The organism is Streptomyces sp., from assembly GCF_035645055.1.
Lineage (GTDB): Bacteria > Actinomycetota > Actinomycetes > Streptomycetales > Streptomycetaceae > Streptomyces.
In genome coordinates this window covers 59279-74878 of the sequence record NZ_DASQNH010000092.1, presented here as the reverse complement: position 1 = coordinate 74878, position 15600 = coordinate 59279, and the positions used below count along the sequence as shown (strand labels likewise).

Annotated in this window: 16 protein-coding genes and 1 riboswitch; of the genes, 15 read left to right on the top strand and 1 reads right to left on the bottom strand. The window is 71.5% G+C overall.

The window, feature by feature from the left end; genetic code table 11:
• Positions 1-23 precede the first annotated feature (23 nt).
• From lepB to VE614_RS29435, 8 genes are all read left to right on the top strand, one after another.
• A complete protein-coding gene (gene lepB, locus VE614_RS29470) occupies positions 24-788 on the top strand; it encodes a signal peptidase I (RefSeq protein ID WP_324943884.1) in 765 nt (254 codons plus the stop codon).
• Positions 778-1305 (top strand): NUDIX hydrolase, encoded by a 528-nt coding sequence (locus tag VE614_RS29465; RefSeq protein WP_324943881.1) that lies wholly within the window; start codon positions 778-780, stop codon positions 1303-1305. Before lepB ends, VE614_RS29465 begins: the two co-directional genes overlap by 11 nt.
• 56 nt (positions 1306-1361) lie before the next feature.
• Entirely contained in the window at positions 1362-1670 is a 309-nt protein-coding gene (locus VE614_RS29460) for a DUF2469 domain-containing protein (RefSeq protein ID WP_003965949.1), read from the top strand.
• Positions 1671-1747: 77 nt separating this feature from the next.
• Positions 1748-2149 (top strand): YraN family protein, encoded by a 402-nt coding sequence (locus VE614_RS29455; protein ID WP_324943878.1) that lies wholly within the window; start codon positions 1748-1750, stop codon positions 2147-2149.
• A gap of 1 nt (position 2150) precedes the next feature.
• Complete coding sequence (locus VE614_RS29450) at positions 2151-3776, top strand: YifB family Mg chelatase-like AAA ATPase (protein WP_324943875.1); 1626 nt, start codon at positions 2151-2153, stop codon at positions 3774-3776.
• Positions 3773-4927, top strand: a complete 1155-nt coding sequence (dprA, locus tag VE614_RS29445) for a DNA-processing protein DprA (protein WP_324943873.1) — start codon at positions 3773-3775, stop codon at positions 4925-4927. The genes VE614_RS29450 and dprA overlap by 4 nt, the downstream gene beginning before the upstream one ends.
• 269 nt (positions 4928-5196) lie before the next feature.
• Complete coding sequence (gene whiG / locus VE614_RS29440) at positions 5197-6039, top strand: RNA polymerase sigma factor WhiG (RefSeq protein ID WP_324943870.1); 843 nt, start codon at positions 5197-5199, stop codon at positions 6037-6039.
• A gap of 81 nt (positions 6040-6120) precedes the next feature.
• A complete protein-coding gene (locus tag VE614_RS29435; protein ID WP_324943932.1) occupies positions 6121-6678 on the top strand; it encodes a helix-turn-helix domain-containing protein in 558 nt (185 codons plus the stop codon).
• Between the two features lie 223 nt (positions 6679-6901).
• Here the strand turns inward: VE614_RS29435 and VE614_RS29430 are convergent, their stop codons facing one another.
• On the bottom strand, positions 6902-7489 hold the full coding sequence (locus tag VE614_RS29430; protein ID WP_414719664.1) for a murein hydrolase activator EnvC family protein: 588 nt from the start codon (positions 7487-7489) through the stop codon (positions 6902-6904).
• A gap of 284 nt (positions 7490-7773) precedes the next feature.
• On the opposite strand from VE614_RS29430, the gene rpsB reads away from it, so the two are divergent.
• The 7 genes from rpsB to VE614_RS29395 all read left to right on the top strand — a co-directional run bounded on the left by rpsB (position 7774) and on the right by VE614_RS29395 (position 15566).
• The gene (gene rpsB / locus VE614_RS29425) at positions 7774-8688 is read left to right on the top strand and encodes a 30S ribosomal protein S2 (protein ID WP_324943868.1); all 915 of its coding nucleotides are present in this window, start codon (positions 7774-7776) and stop codon (positions 8686-8688) included.
• Positions 8689-8862: 174 nt separating this feature from the next.
• Positions 8863-9699, top strand: coding sequence for a translation elongation factor Ts (gene tsf, locus VE614_RS29420; protein ID WP_324943865.1), 837 nt, complete (start codon positions 8863-8865; stop codon positions 9697-9699).
• A gap of 191 nt (positions 9700-9890) precedes the next feature.
• Positions 9891-10649 (top strand): UMP kinase, encoded by a 759-nt coding sequence (gene pyrH / locus VE614_RS29415; protein ID WP_324943862.1) that lies wholly within the window; start codon positions 9891-9893, stop codon positions 10647-10649.
• Between the two features lie 144 nt (positions 10650-10793).
• A complete protein-coding gene (frr, locus tag VE614_RS29410; RefSeq protein ID WP_043506945.1) occupies positions 10794-11351 on the top strand; it encodes a ribosome recycling factor in 558 nt (185 codons plus the stop codon).
• Positions 11351-12496, top strand: a complete 1146-nt coding sequence (locus VE614_RS29405; RefSeq protein ID WP_324943857.1) for a phosphatidate cytidylyltransferase — start codon at positions 11351-11353, stop codon at positions 12494-12496. Before frr ends, VE614_RS29405 begins: the two co-directional genes overlap by 1 nt.
• Positions 12497-13098: 602 nt before the next feature.
• The gene (rlmN, locus tag VE614_RS29400) at positions 13099-14211 is read left to right on the top strand and encodes a 23S rRNA (adenine(2503)-C(2))-methyltransferase RlmN (RefSeq protein WP_324943853.1); all 1113 of its coding nucleotides are present in this window, start codon (positions 13099-13101) and stop codon (positions 14209-14211) included.
• A 41-nt stretch (positions 14212-14252) separates the two neighbouring features.
• A riboswitch (TPP riboswitch) is annotated at positions 14253-14359 on the top strand.
• 88 nt (positions 14360-14447) lie between these two features.
• Positions 14448-15566 carry a thiamine ABC transporter substrate-binding protein gene (locus VE614_RS29395; protein ID WP_324943850.1) on the top strand — a complete coding sequence of 373 codons (1119 nt, stop codon included), beginning with the start codon at positions 14448-14450 and terminating at the stop codon, positions 15564-15566.
• Positions 15567-15600: the final 34 nt, after the last annotated feature.

Here is a 15600-nt window from a genome sequence, read left to right as displayed (position 1 = left end):
ACCGCCGGGTAGGGTGCGGACCCATGGGTGGCGAGAGCACGACACGTACGGCCCCGCGGAGCGGGGGCACGGGCAACGGCCCGGCGGGCGGCCGGACCGGACAGCGACTGTCCGGGCTGGCGGTCGCGCTGGGCCTTGTGCTGTTCCTCGCCGCCTTCGGCTGGGGAGCGGTGGTCTACCGGCCGTACACCGTGCCGACCACCTCGATGGCCCCGACGATCGGCGCGGGCGACCGGGTGCTCGCCCAGCGGGTCGACGGCGCGGACGTACGCCGCGGTGACGTCGTCGTCTTCAAGGACGCCGGCTGGGGCGACGCGCCGATGCTCAAGCGCGTGGTCGCCGTCGGCGGGGACACCGTCGCCTGCTGCCAGGACGGCCGGCTGACGGTCAACGGCAAGCAGATCGAGGAGTCGTACCTGTCCGACGGGCAGGCCGCCTCGGCGAACTTCCCGACGGTGACCGTGCCCGAGGGGCGGCTGTTCCTGCTCGGTGACGAGCGGCACGGCTCGCTGGACTCCACCGCTCATCTGACGGACGCCGCGAGCGGCACCGTGGCGCGCGACGCGGTCTCCGCGCGGGTCGACGCCGTGGTCTGGCCCATGGACGGCATGCTGCCGCGCCCGACCGGCTTCGAGGCGCTGGGCGGCCCGCTGTCCGAACCGGGGCCGCTGCGGACCGTCGTGGCGCTGATCGTCGTGGGCGCGGTGCTGGTGCTCGGCGGCGCCGCGTACGGGCCGGTGGCCCAGCGCGCGGCCCGGGCCCGGACGGAGACCGCGGGTGCCCGCTGAGGCGACGGACGCGGGCGCGCACGGCGGGCTGTCCGGCGAGGTGCGCAAGGTGGCCCGGGTCGTGCTGCTCGACCCGGACGACCGCATCCTGCTGCTGCACGGCCACGAGCCGGAGGATCCGGCGGACGACTGGTGGTTCACCCCGGGCGGCGGCGTCGAGGGCGACGAGACCCGTGAGGAGGCCGCGCTGCGGGAACTCGCCGAGGAGACGGGCATCACGGATGTCCAGCTCGGCCCGGTCCTGTGGCGGCGGATGTGCTCCTTCCCGTTCGCCGGCCGCCGCTGGAACCAGGACGAGTGGTACTACCTGGCCCGTACGAGCCAGACGGCGACGCGGGCCGCGGGGCTGACCGAGCTGGAGCGGCGCAGTGTCGTCGGAGCGCGATGGTGGACGTGTCAGGAACTGACCCGGGCACATGAGACGGTGTATCCGACCAGACTCGCCGGGCTGCTGAGCAGGCTGCTCGACGAAGGTCCCCCCGCCCGTCCGGAGATCCTCGACACGGAAATCGTCTAGGGGTTCGCGCGACTGGCGCACAATGGTGGGATCGCACGGCTGAAGGGGAACATGCCATGAGCGCCGAGGACCTCGAGAAGTACGAGACCGAGATGGAGCTCAAGCTCTATCGGGAGTACCGCGATGTCGTCGGTCTGTTCAAGTACGTGATCGAGACCGAGCGGCGCTTCTATCTGACCAACGACTACGAGATGCAGGTGCACTCGGTCCAGGGTGAGGTGTTCTTCGAGGTGTCCATGGCGGACGCCTGGGTGTGGGACATGTACCGGCCGGCCCGGTTCGTGAAGCAGGTTCGCGTACTTACGTTCAAGGACGTGAACATCGAGGAGCTGAACAAGAGCGATCTGGAGCTGCCGGGCGGATGATCGTCACCTGTGCGGGTGACGGGCTTTTCCGCAGCCGCTGAGTTGTCCACCAAGATCCACTCCATGGTGGCGGATGCGTGACAGTCGGTGCCGGAGGTGGTGCCGACATGAACACGCATCTGGCACGCAGCGCACTCGGCGCGTACGGCGAGGAGCTGGCCGCGCGGCGGCTGGCCGACGCCGGGATGACGGTCCTGGAACGCAATTGGCGTTCCGGACGGACCGGTGAGATCGACATCGTGGCACGGGACGGAGACGTCCTGGTGGTCTGCGAGGTGAAGACCCGCAGGGCCGGGCGGTTCCAGCACCCCATGGCCGCGATCACCCCGGCCAAGGCTACCCGGCTGCGCCGGCTCGCCGAACGCTGGCTGCAGGAACACGGGGGAGCACCGCCCGGCGGGGTCCGCATCGACCTGGTCGGCGTCGTCCTGCCCGACCGCGGCGCGCCCGTCGTCGAGCACGCCCGGGGGGTGGCCTGAGATGGGATTCGCGCGCACCTGCTCCGTGGCCCTCGTGGGCGTCGAGGGCGTCGTCGTGGAGGTCCAGGCCGACCTGGAGCCGGGCGTCGCCGCGTTCACCCTGGTCGGGCTGCCGGACAAGAGCCTCACGGAGAGCCGCGACCGGGTCCGGGCCGCGGTGGTGAACTCCGGGGGCGAGTGGCCGCAGAAGAAGCTCACGGTGGGGCTCAGCCCGGCCTCGGTGCCCAAAGCCGGCAGCGGTTTCGATCTCGCTGTCGCGTGCGCCGTGCTCGGGGCCTGCGAACGCATCGACCCGCGTGTGCTCGCCGACATCGTGATGATCGGTGAGCTGGGGCTGGACGGCCGGGTACGCCCGGTGCGCGGCATCCTGCCCGCCGTGCTGGCCGCGGCCGACGCCGGATACGAACAGGTGGTCGTGCCGGAGTGCGCGGCCGCCGAGGCCACCCTCGTCCCCGGCGTGTCGGTGCTCGGCGTGCGCAGTCTGCGCCAGCTGATCGCCGTCCTGGCGGACGAACCGGTGCCGGACGAGGACAAGGACGAGCCGGGCCGCCCGGACCCGCTGTTCGCCGGACTGCGCGTGCCCGGCACCGGAGCCGCCACCGGCATGCACAGCATGGGCGCCGCCCAGCAGGACCACGGCTATGACCTCGCCGACGTCGTGGGCCAGGTCTCGGCCCGCACGGCGGTGGAGGTCGCGGCAGCCGGCGGACACCATCTGTTCCTGGAAGGGCCGCCCGGCGCCGGCAAGACGATGCTGGCGGAGCGGCTGCCCGGCATCCTGCCCCCGCTCTGCCTGGAGGAGTCGCTGGAGGTGACGGCCGTGCACTCGGTGGCGGGCCTGCTGCCCCCGGGCAAGCCCCTGGTCGACGTCGCCCCCTACTGCGCCCCGCACCACTCGGCCACCATGCAGGCGCTCGTCGGCGGCGGTGCCGGCGTCGCACGGCCCGGCGCCGTCTCGCTCTCCCACCGGGGCGTGCTCTTTCTGGACGAGGTCCCCGAGTTCCGCAGCCAGGCCCTGGACGCGCTGCGGCAGCCCCTGGAGTCGGGCCATGTCGTGATCGCACGCAGCGCCGGGGTGGTGCGGTTCCCGGCGAGGTTCCTGATGGTGCTCGCGGCGAACCCGTGCCCGTGCGGACGCTTCTCGGTGGCGGGCGACCTCTGCGAGTGCCCGCCGTCCGCGGTCCGCCGCTATCAGGCCAGGCTCTCCGGGCCGCTCCTCGACCGGGTCGACCTGCGGGTGGAGGTGGCCCGGGTCTCCCGCGCCGAGCTGACCGGCCTCGCCGCCCGCGGCGAGTCCACCGCGACGGTCGCCGACCGGGTGCGCGCTGCCCGGGAGAGGGCGGCGGCCCGTCTGGCGGGCACCCCGTGGCGGACGAACAGCGAGGTGCCCGGGCGGGAGCTGCGCAGCCGCTGGCACGCGGTGAGCGGCGCCATGGACGAGGCGGAACGCCATCTGGAGCGCGGGGCGCTGACCGCCCGCGGTCTCGACCGGGTCCTGCGGGTCGCCTGGACCGTCGCGGACCTGGTGGGCCACGACCGGCCGGACGCGACCGACGTCGCCCTCGCCCTCCAGTTGCGCACGGGTGTCCCGCGCGGGGTGCCGATGGCGATCGGGGCGCTGACATGAGCGGCGGCGCCGATGCGGACCTGCTGCACCGTGTCCTCCTGACCCGGGTCGTCGAGCCCGGCGACGAGATCGCCGGGCGGTGGGTGCGGGAACTGGGCGTCGGGGAGGTGGTGCGGCGGCTGAAGGGCGCCGGGAGGCCGCTGCCCGGGGTGAGCGGGCGGCGGTGGGACGGGCTGCGGGCCCGGGCGCTGCGGGCCGAGCCCGAGCGGGACCTCGGCGTCGCGCGGGCGGCCGGAGTGCGGTTCCTCGGACCGGGCGACGGCGAGTGGCCCCGGCAGCTCGACGATCTCGGGGACGCCCGGCCGCTGGGCCTGTGGGTGCGCGGGCGGGCCAGCCTGCGGATGTGGGCGCTGCGGTCCGTCGCCGTCGTGGGCGCGCGGGCCTGCACCGAGTACGGTGCCCACATGGCCGCCGACCTCGCAGCGGGGCTCGCCGAGCGCGGCTGGGTGGTGGTCTCCGGCGGTGCCTACGGGGTCGACGGCGCCGCCCACCGGGGCGCCCTCGGCGCGGGCGGCGCCACCATCGCCGTCCTGGCCTGCGGGGTCGACCGGCCCTATCCGCCCGGCCACACCGAGCTGATCACCAGAATCGCCGAACAGGGACTGGTCCTCGGCGAACTGCCACCCGGGGACCATCCGAGCCCCAGCAGATTCGTGCTCCGCAACCGGGTGATCGCCGCGCTCACCCGCGGCACCGTGGTCGTCGAGGCCGCCCACCGCAGCGGCTCGCTCGTCACCGCGCGGGCCGCCCAGCGGCTCGGCAGACACACCATGGGCGTGCCCGGACCGGCCACCAGCGGCCTGTCGGCGGGGGTGCACGAGCTGCTGCGCGGCGAGGCGGTGCTGGTCACCGACGCGGCGGAGGTCGTGGAGCTGGTCGGCGAGATCGGCGAGCTGGCCCCGGTCCGGCGCGGCCCGGTGCTCCCCAGGGACCTGCTCGCGCCGGGCGCCCGGCGGGTGCTGGCCGCGCTGCCCGGGCGGGGCGCGGCCCGGCCCGCGGAGATCGCCCGAGGCGCGCAGACCACGGAGGACGACGTGGTCGCGAGGCTGTACGAGCTTCGAGCACTTGGATACGTCGAACGACACGGCGATGGCTGGAAGTTGACACGCCAGGCGGTGCTCTCCGTTCGGCACGATCGGGGCCCGTGCTGACCCAGCGTGTTCGGCCGTCCGGGGGAACCCCTACGGCCTTGGGAAATCACGGAGTTGGCGGAACGTGGCGGTCACGGACAGCGACGGCATGACCCGGTAGGGCGCGTAGCGGAACGTATCTGCGCCCCCGGTGTGCTCCGATGTTCGCGCACCGCGACAGCTCAGTCACGCTACGCTCACGAGGATCCCGGCACAGACCGGCAACTCCACTCCAGAGCGACAGCTCACCCACGTACCACCCTTCACGGCAGAACGGCACAAGGCGACGAATGCCCCAGCACACCTCCGGGTCCGACCGGGCGGCGGTCCCCTCCGCCGCCCGCGACGGTGGCAGCGTGCGGCCGCCCGCTCCCTCGACGCTCGACGAGCTCTGGCGGTCGTACAAGGCCACGGGTGACGACCGGCTGCGCGAGCAGCTGATTCTGCACTACTCGCCGCTCGTCAAGTACGTGGCGGGGCGGGTGAGCGTCGGGCTGCCGCCCAATGTGGAGCAGGCCGATTTCGTGTCCTCCGGGGTCTTCGGGCTCATCGACGCGATCGAGAAGTTCGACATCGACCGGGAGATCAAGTTCGAGACCTACGCCATCACCCGGATCCGCGGCGCGATGATCGACGAACTGCGCGCGCTGGACTGGATCCCGCGCTCCGTCCGGCAGAAGGCGCGCAATGTGGAGCGGGCCTACGCCACGCTGGAGGCACGGCTGCGGCGCACCCCGAGCGAGGGCGAGGTGGCCGCGGAGCTGGGCATCGCCGTGGACGAACTCCACGCCGTCTTCAGTCAGTTGTCCCTGGCCAACGTGGTGGCCCTGGAGGAGCTGCTGCACGTCGGGAGCGAGAGCGGGGACGGGCTCAGCGTCATGGACACGCTGGAGGACACCGCGGCGGACAATCCCGTCGAGGTGGCCGAGGACCGGGAGCTGCGGCGGTTCCTGGCGCGGGCGATCAACACGCTGCCGGAGCGGGAGAAGACCGTCGTCACGCTCTACTACTACGAGGGGCTGACGCTCGCGGAGATCGGGAACGTGCTCGGGGTGACCGAGAGCCGGGTCAGCCAGATCCACACCAAGTCCGTGCTCCAGCTGCGGGCGAAGCTGGCCGGTTTCGGTCGCTGAGCCGGCGGTGACGCCGGGTCACTCCCGTCCGGGGTGGCCGGTCCGTAAAGTGAGTGTGTGCCAAGGATTCGAGCGGCCTCCGTGGCCGAGCACCGGTCGATGCAGCGAGCCGCCCTGCTGGACGCGGCGCGGTCCCTGTTGTCCGAGGGCGGGACGGAGGCGCTGACCTTCCCGGCCCTCGCCGAGCGAACGGGGCTGGCGCGCTCTTCCGTGTACGAGTACTTCCGGTCGCGGGCCGCGGTGGTCGAGGCGCTGTGCGAGGCCGACTTCCCCGTATGGGCGGCGGAGGTCGAAGCGGCGATGGCCGCGGCGGAGGGGCCGGAGGCAAAGGCCGAGGCTTATGTACGGCGGCAGCTGGCGCTGGTCGGGGACCGGCGGCACCGGGCCGTGGTGGCGATCTCGGCCAGTGAGCTGGACGCGGGGGCGCGGGAAAAGATCCGGGCGGCGCACGGGGCGCTCGTCGCGATGATCGTGGACGTGCTGGGGGAGATGGGGCACGCGGAGCCTCGGCTGGCGGCGATGATGCTGCAAGGGGTGGTGGACGCGGCTGTACGGCGGATCGAGCTGGGGGTCGAGGAGCCGGGGGCGGTCGCCGACGCGGCGGTGAGGATGGCTCTGCGAGGCGTTCTCGGGGGCTGAAGCCGCGCTGCGCCTGGGTCGTGCTGTGCCTGGAGCGTGCTGCGCCCGGGTCGTGCTGCGCCCGGGTCGTGCTGTGCCTGGGTCGTGCTGTGCCTGGGGCGTGCTGCGCCCGGCTCATGCTGTGCACGGCTCCGGGGCCGGCCGGGGCTGGGGTGCGGACATCCGGCGTCGCGGAGTGCTGCCGCGCCCACCCGTGCCGCCCCGGGCGGCACGCATGCCCGCGCTATGACGGCAGTGGGACCCCCAGCACCGGCAGGAGGACCGAGGGTCCACCGTTCAGCAGCCAGGGGGGCATGAGCGACAGGGGGTCCAGGTACGCCTTGCCCCTGCGCAGGCCCCAGTGGACGCAGGTGACCGGGCAGTGCGAGCCCGTCGGTTCCACCGTGCCCAGGATCTCGCCCGCCGCCACCTCGTCGCCCTCGCGTACGGACGCGCGGACCGGCTCGTAGGTCGTGCGGAGCGGGGGCTCACTGGTGCCCGCCAGGTCGACGGAGACCACGCCCCTGCCCGCCACCCGGCCCGCGAACGCCACCCGGCCGGCGGCCACCGCCAGAACCGGGGCGGACGGCCGGGCCGCGAGGTCCACGCCCCGGTGGCCCCGGGCGTAGGGGGTGGGGGGCGGATCCCAGGCGCGGAGGATCGCCGGACGGCCGGGGAGCGGCCATGACCGGCCCACCGAGGGGACGGGCGGGGCCATGGGGGCCGGGGACGGGGCGCCGTCCGCCTGGGGCGCCGACGGGCCCGCCGCCAGGAGCAGCCCCAGCAGCAGCGCCCCCACCGGACCCAGGTGCGCGTATCGCTTCGCTCGCATGGCGCCAACCGTCCCGCAGGCCCGCCGATCACGGTCCGGGCCTGTGGACTACTCCCCGGTTGTGGACAGCGGCGTCATCCGGGGCTCCGGCCGTCCCGTACACTTCTGATGGCGATCCGGGTCACCGGGTCGACTTCGCACGCCCCGACACCGGGTGCCGGCCTCGTCCGGAACCTCGGAGTCAGCGCCCCTCGGTCCTTCGTGGCAACGGCGCACTGCGGGCGTCAGGCGCGGGAGCCGTCCGGCATCCGCGGCACAACCGAGAAATTCAAGGAGATACGGCCATGGCCGTCGTCACGATGCGGGAGCTGCTGGAGAGCGGCGTCCACTTCGGTCACCAGACCCGTCGCTGGAACCCGAAGATGAAGCGCTTCATCTTCACCGAGCGCAACGGCATCTACATCATCGACCTGCTCCAGTCGCTGTCGTACATCGACCGCGCCTACGAGTTCGTCAAGGAGACCGTCGCCCACGGCGGCACGGTCATGTTCGTCGGCACGAAGAAGCAGGCGCAGGAGGCCATCGCCGAGCAGGCCACCCGCGTCGGCATGCCTTACGTCAACCAGCGCTGGCTGGGCGGCATGCTCACCAACTTCTCGACCGTCTACAAGCGTCTGCAGCGCCTGAAGGAGCTGGAGCAGATCGACTTCGAGGACGTCGCGTCCTCCGGTCTGACCAAGAAGGAGCTGCTGGTCCTCTCCCGCGAGAAGGCCAAGCTGGAGAAGACCCTCGGTGGTATCCGCGAGATGCAGAAGGTGCCCAGCGCCGTCTGGATCGTGGACACCAAGAAGGAGCACATCGCCGTTGGTGAGGCCCGGAAGCTGAACATTCCGGTCGTCGCGATCCTCGACACCAACTGCGACCCCGACGAGGTCGACTACAAGATCCCGGGCAACGACGACGCGATCCGCTCCGTCACCCTGCTCACCCGTGTGATCGCCGACGCCGTCGCCGAGGGCCTCATCGCCCGTTCCGGTGTCGCCACCGGTGAGAAGGGCGAGAAGGCCGCGGGCGAGCCGCTGGCCGAGTGGGAGCGCGACCTGCTCGAGGGCGAGAAGAAGGCGGAGACCGAGGACGCTGCCCCGGCCGCCGCCGAGGCGCCCGCCGCCGAGGCTCCGGCCGCGGAGGCCGCCGAGGCCGTCGAGGCTCCGGCCGCCGACGCCGCCGAGGCTCCGGCCGCCGAGGGCGAGCAGGCCTGACCGCCGGCGTCAGCCGTTGACGGCGGGAGCGGTACTGCCCGATAGCGCCTCCGGCGCCATCAAGTCCGCTCCCGCCGTTCACCCGTCGGTCAGCGCAGTGTCCGCGTTCGTCACCCGTATCGCGGACCGTGCAGATCTCCGATCCTCCAGACTCCGAGAAAGATTCACAGACTCATGGCGAACTACACCGCCGCCGACGTCAAGAAGCTCCGTGAGCTCACGGGCGCCGGCATGATGGACTGCAAGAAGGCGCTGGACGAGGCCGAGGGCAACGTCGAGAAGGCCGTCGAGGCGCTGCGCATCAAGGGCCAGAAGGGCGTCGCCAAGCGTGAGGGCCGCTCCGCCGAGAACGGCGCCGTGGTCTCCATCATCGCCGACGACAACTCCTCCGGCGTCCTGGTCGAGCTGAAGTGCGAGACGGACTTCGTCGCCAAGGGCGAGAAGTTCCAGGCCGTGGCCCAGACCATCGCCGAGCACGTCGCCAAGACGAACCCGGCCGACCTGGAGGCCCTGCTCGCCTCCGAGATCGAGGCCGGCAAGACCGTCCAGGCGTTCGTGGACGAGGCCAACGCCAACCTGGGCGAGAAGATCGTCCTGGACCGCTTCGCCCAGTACTCCGACGGCTTCGTGCTCGCCTACATGCACCGCACGATGCCCGACCTGCCCCCGCAGATCGGTGTCCTCGTCGAGCTGGACAAGCCGAACGCCGAGGTCGCCAAGGGCGTCGCCCAGCACATCGCCGCCTTCGCGCCGAAGTACCTCTCCAAGGAGGACGTGCCGGCCGAGGTCGTCGAGTCCGAGCGCCGTATCGCCGAGGAGACCACCCGCGCCGAGGGCAAGCCCGAGGCCGCGATCGCCAAGATCGTCGAGGGTCGTGTCAACGGCTTCTTCAAGGACGCGACGCTGCTCGGCCAGCCGTACGCGCTCGACAACAAGAAGTCCGTCCAGAAGGTTCTGGACGAGGCCGGTGTCACCCTGAAGCGCTTCGCGCGTATCAAGGTCGGCATCTGAGTCCGTACCGCGACGGGTACCCGATCCCGATAGGGTCGAGTGCGATCCTTCGCGTACGCCGTCACGCACACGCGCGTGGCGGGCGACAGCAGATCTGACGAGGAGGCCATTGCCGCGCATGGGATGCGAACGACACCCCACCGGCAGTGGCCTTCTTCGTATGTGCAACATGTGAAAGAGGCGGATCCCCCATGACGACCAAGGCCCAGAAGAGCGACGACGGCAAAGTGCCCGGCCGGTTTCTGCTGAAGCTGTCCGGAGAGGCCTTCTCCGGTGGCGGGGGCCTGGGCGTCGACCCCGACGTGGTGCACAAGATCGCCCGCGAGATCGCGTCCGTCGTCCGTGACGGAGCGCAGATCGCGGTCGTCATCGGCGGCGGCAACTTCTTCCGCGGCGCCGAACTCCAGCAGCGCGGCATGGACCGCGCCCGCTCCGACTACATGGGCATGCTCGGCACCGTGATGAACTGCCTCGCCCTCCAGGACTTCCTGGAGAAGGAGGGCATCGACAGCCGGGTCCAGACCGCCATCACCATGGGCCAGGTCGCCGAGCCGTACATTCCGCTGCGCGCCGTGCGCCACCTGGAGAAGGGCCGCGTGGTCATCTTCGGCGCCGGTATGGGCATGCCGTACTTCTCCACCGACACCACCGCCGCCCAGCGCGCCCTGGAGATCGACGCCGAGGCGCTGCTGATGGGCAAGAACGGAGTGGACGGGGTCTACGACTCCGACCCGAAGACCAACCCGGACGCCGTGAAGTTCGACGCGCTCGGCTACGGCGAGGTCATCACGCGCGATCTGAAGGTCGCCGACGCCACGGCCGTCACGCTCTGCCGTGACAACAAGCTGCCGATCCTCGTCTTCGAGCTTCTGGCCGAGGGCAATATCGCCCGGGCCGTCAAGGGTGAGAAGATCGGCACGCTGGTGGGTGACCAGGGCAGCCGGAACTGACCGGTTGAACCACGGAGCCCGGCCGGGGGATGGACAATGTCTCACCGGTCGGGAACCGTGCAGGAAGAAGACGCGACGCAGCCGGCCGCCGACCACAAGACGTCAACCGCAGCCGGGCCTACTCAAGACACGCAGGAGCAAGTGGTGATCGAAGAGACCCTCCTCGAGGCCGAGGAGAAGATGGAGAAGGCCGTCGTGGTCGCCAAGGAGGACTTCGCCGCGATCCGCACCGGCCGTGCGCACCCGGCGATGTTCAACAAGATCGTGGCCGACTACTACGGCGCGCCGACGCCGATCAACCAGCTGGCCTCGTTCTCCGTGCCGGAGCCGCGCATGGCCGTCGTGACCCCGTTCGACAAGAGCGCGCTGCGCAACATCGAGCAGGCGATCCGCGACTCCGACCTGGGCGTCAACCCGAGCAACGACGGCAACATCATCCGAGTGGTGTTCCCGGAGCTGACCGAGGAGCGCCGCCGCGAGTACATCAAGGTCGCCAAGGGCAAGGGCGAGGACGCGAAGATCTCGATCCGTTCGGTGCGCCGCAAGGCCAAGGACGCCATCGACAAGCTGATCAAGGACGGCGAGATCGGCGAGGACGAGGGCCGGCGTGCGGAGAAGGAGCTCGACGACACCACCGCGAAGTACGTCGCCCAGGTGGACGAGCTCCTGAAGCACAAGGAAGCCGAACTGCTCGAGGTCTGATGAACGACTCTTCCTGGGGGGCGCCGCAGGCCGGGTACTGGGGGCCGTCCGACCAGGGGCATGTCCCCGGGCCTGTCCAGGGCGCCGCCCCGGCGGGTCCCGCGTACGATGCGCGGGACGCGCAGCAGACTCGGCCCATGCCCATCGTGTCCGACGGATCCGCATACGGCGGAAACCAGGATGACGACCGGGGGGCCGCTCGGCTGAGCGGCCCGCTGTTCCGGGCCGAGCCGTTCCACCACGACAACACGCCGGTGCCCTCCTACGGAGCGCCGCAGAATCCGGATCCCATGCCCGACTCCCCGCAGCCGGCCCCCGCACCGCAGAAGAAGAGCGCGGGCCGGGACCTCGGTGCCGCGATAGGGGTCGGTGTCGGGCTCGGCGCGGTGATCGTCGCGTCGCTGTTCGTCGTCAAGGCCGTGTTCGTCGGAGTGATCGCGGTCGCCGTGGTGGTCGGTCTGTGGGAGCTGACGAAGCGGCTGGAGGAGCGCAAGGGCATCCGCGCTCCGCTGGTGCCGCTCGCGGTCGGCGGTGCGGCGATGGTGGTCGCCGGGTACGCCCGGGGCGCCGAGGGCGCGTGGGTGGCGATGGCGCTCACCGCGCTGGCGGTGCTGGTCTGGCGGATGACGGAGCCGCCGGAGGGTTATCTGAAGGACGTCACGGCCGGTGTCTTCGCCGCGTTCTACGTGCCGTTCCTGGCCACCTTCGTCGCGATGATGCTGAAGGCCGGGGACGGGCCGTGGCGCGTGCTGACGTTCCTGCTGCTGACCGTCGTCAGCGACACCGGGGCGTACGCCGTCGGCTGGCGGTTCGGCAAGCACAAGCTGGCGCCGCGGATCAGCCCCGGCAAGACCCGCGAGGGCCTGGCGGGCGCGGTGGCGTTCGCGATGGCGGTGGGCGCGCTGTGCATGCAGTTCCTGGTGGACGGCGGGGCCTGGTGGCATGGGCTGCTGCTGGGGCTCGCGGTCGCGGCCAGCGCCACGCTGGGCGACCTCGGCGAGTCCATGATCAAGCGGGACCTCGGGATCAAGGACATGGGCACCCTGCTGCCGGGACACGGTGGGATCATGGACCGTCTCGACTCGCTGCTGCCGACCGCTCCGGTGGTGTGGCTGCTGCTGGTGGTCTTCGTCGGCAGCGGCTGACCGGCCGGTACCGGCAGACGAGAGCCCCCGCCCCGCTCCGGGCGGGGGTTTCGCGTTTCCCCGCCGTGGCCACCGGTCCGGGACGGTGGGTCGATGCCGGTGTACGCAGTGTGGGGGGTCGCGCACAGCGGCCACCATGATCGCCGGCCGGTCGATGCGCGGCGTCGACGGGCCCCGTCCGCGGGCTCCTGCGCGGCGAGGCGAACCGCTGGACGAGGGCCGCCGCTCCCGGGTCGCCCCGGAGCTGGACTTCGAGAGCCACGGCATCGGCAAGGTGCCGGTGCCCTCGCGGTGCCCCTCGTGGCCCGCCCGATGGTCCGCCCGATGGTCCGTGAGGGGATGCCGCTGAACGAGCGGACGCTGAAGGACCGCCCGGAGAGCGGCGCGGCGCAGCCGGCCACGGGGCACCGCTTCGGTCCCGGCCGGGCTTGACGGCGAGCAGGTACCCTGGAAGAGCTCGTGGCCCGGCCGCGGGCCCTTCCGTCGCTCCCGCCTCGCCGCGGGGTCGTCCCGAGAGGTCTCCTGGCTCCGGCACCGTTCTGCCGTGGTCCCCGCCCGCGCGGGGGTGCCAGGCCCCGCCCGTCATGAGGAGTCGTCCGACCGTGGCACGCCCAGTTCCCGGTGAGCTCACCTTCGTCGCCCCGCGCGGAGCCAAGAAGCCGCCGCGGCACCTTGCCGATCTCACGCCCGCGGAGCGGAAGGACGCCGTCGCCGAGACCGGTGAGAAGCCGTTCCGTGCCAAGCAGCTCTCGCAGCACTACTTCGCGCGGTACGCGCACGACCCGGAGCAGTGGACCGACATCCCCGCCGGTGCCCGCGAGAAGCTGCGCGAGGCGCTGTTCCCCGAGTTGATGACGGTCGTACGGCATCTGTCGACCGACGAGGGCGCCACCCGCAAGACGCTGTGGCGGCTGTTCGACGGCACCCTCGTGGAGTCGGTGCTGATGCGCTACCCGGACCGGGTGACCATGTGCATCAGCTCGCAGGCCGGGTGCGGGATGAACTGCCCGTTCTGCGCGACGGGGCAGGCGGGCCTGGACCGGAACCTGTCGACCGCCGAGATCGTCCACCAGATCGTGGACGGGATGCGGGCGCTGCGTGACGGCGAGGTGCCCGGCGGTCCTGCGCGGCTGTCGAACATCGTCTTCATGGGGATGGGCGAGCCGCTCGCCAACTACAAGCGGGTCGTCGGCGCCATCCGCGCCCTCACCGACCCCGCCCCCGACGGGCTGGGCCTGTCCCAGCGCGGTATCACCGTGTCGACGGTCGGACTGGTCCCGGCGATCCACCGGTTCGCCGACGAGGGCTTCAAGTGCCGGCTGGCGATCTCGCTGCACGCGCCCGACGACGAGCTGCGCGACACCCTCGTGCCGGTGAACACCCGGTGGAAGGTGCGCGAGGTCCTGGACGCCGGGTTCGACTACGTCGAGAAGTCCGGGCGCCGGCTGTCCATCGAGTACGCGCTGATCCGGGACATCAACGACCAGGCCTGGCGCGGTGACCGGCTGGGCCGGCTGCTCAAGGGCAGGCCCGTACACGTCAATCTGATCCCGCTGAACCCGACGCCGGGGTCGAAGTGGACCGCCTCCCGGCCCGAGGACGAGAAGGCGTTCGTCGAGGCCATCGCCGCGCATGGTGTGCCGGTGACGATCCGGGACACCCGTGGTCAGGAGATCGACGGGGCGTGTGGTCAGCTCGCCGCCACCGAGAGGTAGTCTGACCGCCGTCAGGACAACTCCATCATCCGAACATCTGCATATTCCGACAGGGGAGCGCCACAGCGCTGAGAGTGCGGCATCCGGCCGCAGACCCTCCGAACCTGGCCCAGGTCATTCTGGGTAGGGAGATCGGTCATCACTCGAGCTGTTGCGCCCTGCCCGGGAGCCCCCGGATTCCTCCGGAAGATCCCGGGCAGGGCCGCGTCTCTTCCTGGTCACCCCAGGAGGAATCAGTGAGCATCACCAAGAAGGCCACGATCGTGGCGGTCGGGCTGGGTCTGGTCACGCTGTCCGCGTGCGGCTCGTCCGACGGCGACCAGGCGTCCGGCGGCGACTCCAGGACCGTGACGCTCGTCAGCCACAACTCGTGGGCCGTCTCGAAGGACGTCCTCGCCGCCTTCGAGAAGCAGTCCGGCTACAAGGTCAGGGTCCTGGAGGACGGCGATGCCGGGCAGGCCGTCAACAAGGCGATCCTGACCAAGGACAACCCGCAGGGCGACGTCTTCTTCGGGGTCGACAACACCCTGCTGTCCCGCGCCCTCGACAACGGCCTCTTCCAGGCGTACGAGCCGAAGGGCTCCGACCTGGTGCTTCCCGAGTACCGCGCCGACCAGGACAAGCACCGGGTCACGCCCGTCGACACCGGCGACATCTGCGTCAACTACGACAAGGCGTACTTCAGCGAGCACAAGCTGACCCCGCCGGACTCCTTCGACGACCTGATCAAGCCGGAGTACAAGAACCTCCTGGTCACCGAGAACCCGGCCACCTCCTCGCCCGGCCTCGGCTTCCTGCTCGGCACCGCCGCGCACTACGGCGACGGGGGCACCTCCCGCTCGAGCGAAGCCGAGAACGGGGGAGGCTGGACGGACTACTGGAAGAAGCTGAAGGCCAACGGTGTGAAGGTCGTCGACGGCTGGGAGCAGGCCTACAACGAGGAGTTCTCCGGCTCCGCGGGCGGCAGGAAGGCGGGCGCCGACCGGCCGCTGGTGGTGTCGTACGCCTCCTCCCCGCCCGCCGAGGTGATCTACGCCGACCCGAAGCCGAAGACCGCCCCGACCGGTGTCGCCGAGGGCACCTGCTTCCGGCAGGTCGAGTACGCGGGCCTGCTGAGCAACGCCAAGAACCCCGCGGGCGGCAAGGCGCTCCTCGACTTCATGCTGACCAAGACCTTCCAGGACGACATGCCGCTCAACATGTTCGTCTACCCGGTGAGCGAGGCCGCCCAGGTCCCCGAGGAGTTCGTGAAGTACGGCCCGCAGGCTGAGGACCCCGAGACCATGGATCCGGCGAAGATCGCCGCCAACCGGGACGACTGGGTCAAGTCGTGGACCTCGCTCGTACTGAAGTAGCCCGCCGCAGGGGGCGCGGGAAGGGAGCCGCGGC

Coding starts and splice junctions, on each gene's coding strand:
- pyrH (WP_324943862.1), top strand. CDS start 9,891: ATGACGACCAAGGCCCAGAAGAGCGACGACGGCAAAGTGCCCGGCCGG.
- dprA (WP_324943873.1), top strand. CDS start 3,773: ATGAGCGGCGGCGCCGATGCGGACCTGCTGCACCGTGTCCTCCTGACC.
- rpsB (WP_324943868.1), top strand. CDS start 7,774: ATGGCCGTCGTCACGATGCGGGAGCTGCTGGAGAGCGGCGTCCACTTC.
- VE614_RS29450 (WP_324943875.1), top strand. CDS start 2,151: ATGGGATTCGCGCGCACCTGCTCCGTGGCCCTCGTGGGCGTCGAGGGC.
- VE614_RS29460 (WP_003965949.1), top strand. CDS start 1,362: ATGAGCGCCGAGGACCTCGAGAAGTACGAGACCGAGATGGAGCTCAAG.
- whiG (WP_324943870.1), top strand. CDS start 5,197: ATGCCCCAGCACACCTCCGGGTCCGACCGGGCGGCGGTCCCCTCCGCC.
- VE614_RS29430 (WP_414719664.1), bottom strand. CDS start 7,489: ATGCGAGCGAAGCGATACGCGCACCTGGGTCCGGTGGGGGCGCTGCTG.
- lepB (WP_324943884.1), top strand. CDS start 24: ATGGGTGGCGAGAGCACGACACGTACGGCCCCGCGGAGCGGGGGCACG.
- tsf (WP_324943865.1), top strand. CDS start 8,863: ATGGCGAACTACACCGCCGCCGACGTCAAGAAGCTCCGTGAGCTCACG.
- VE614_RS29405 (WP_324943857.1), top strand. CDS start 11,351: ATGAACGACTCTTCCTGGGGGGCGCCGCAGGCCGGGTACTGGGGGCCG.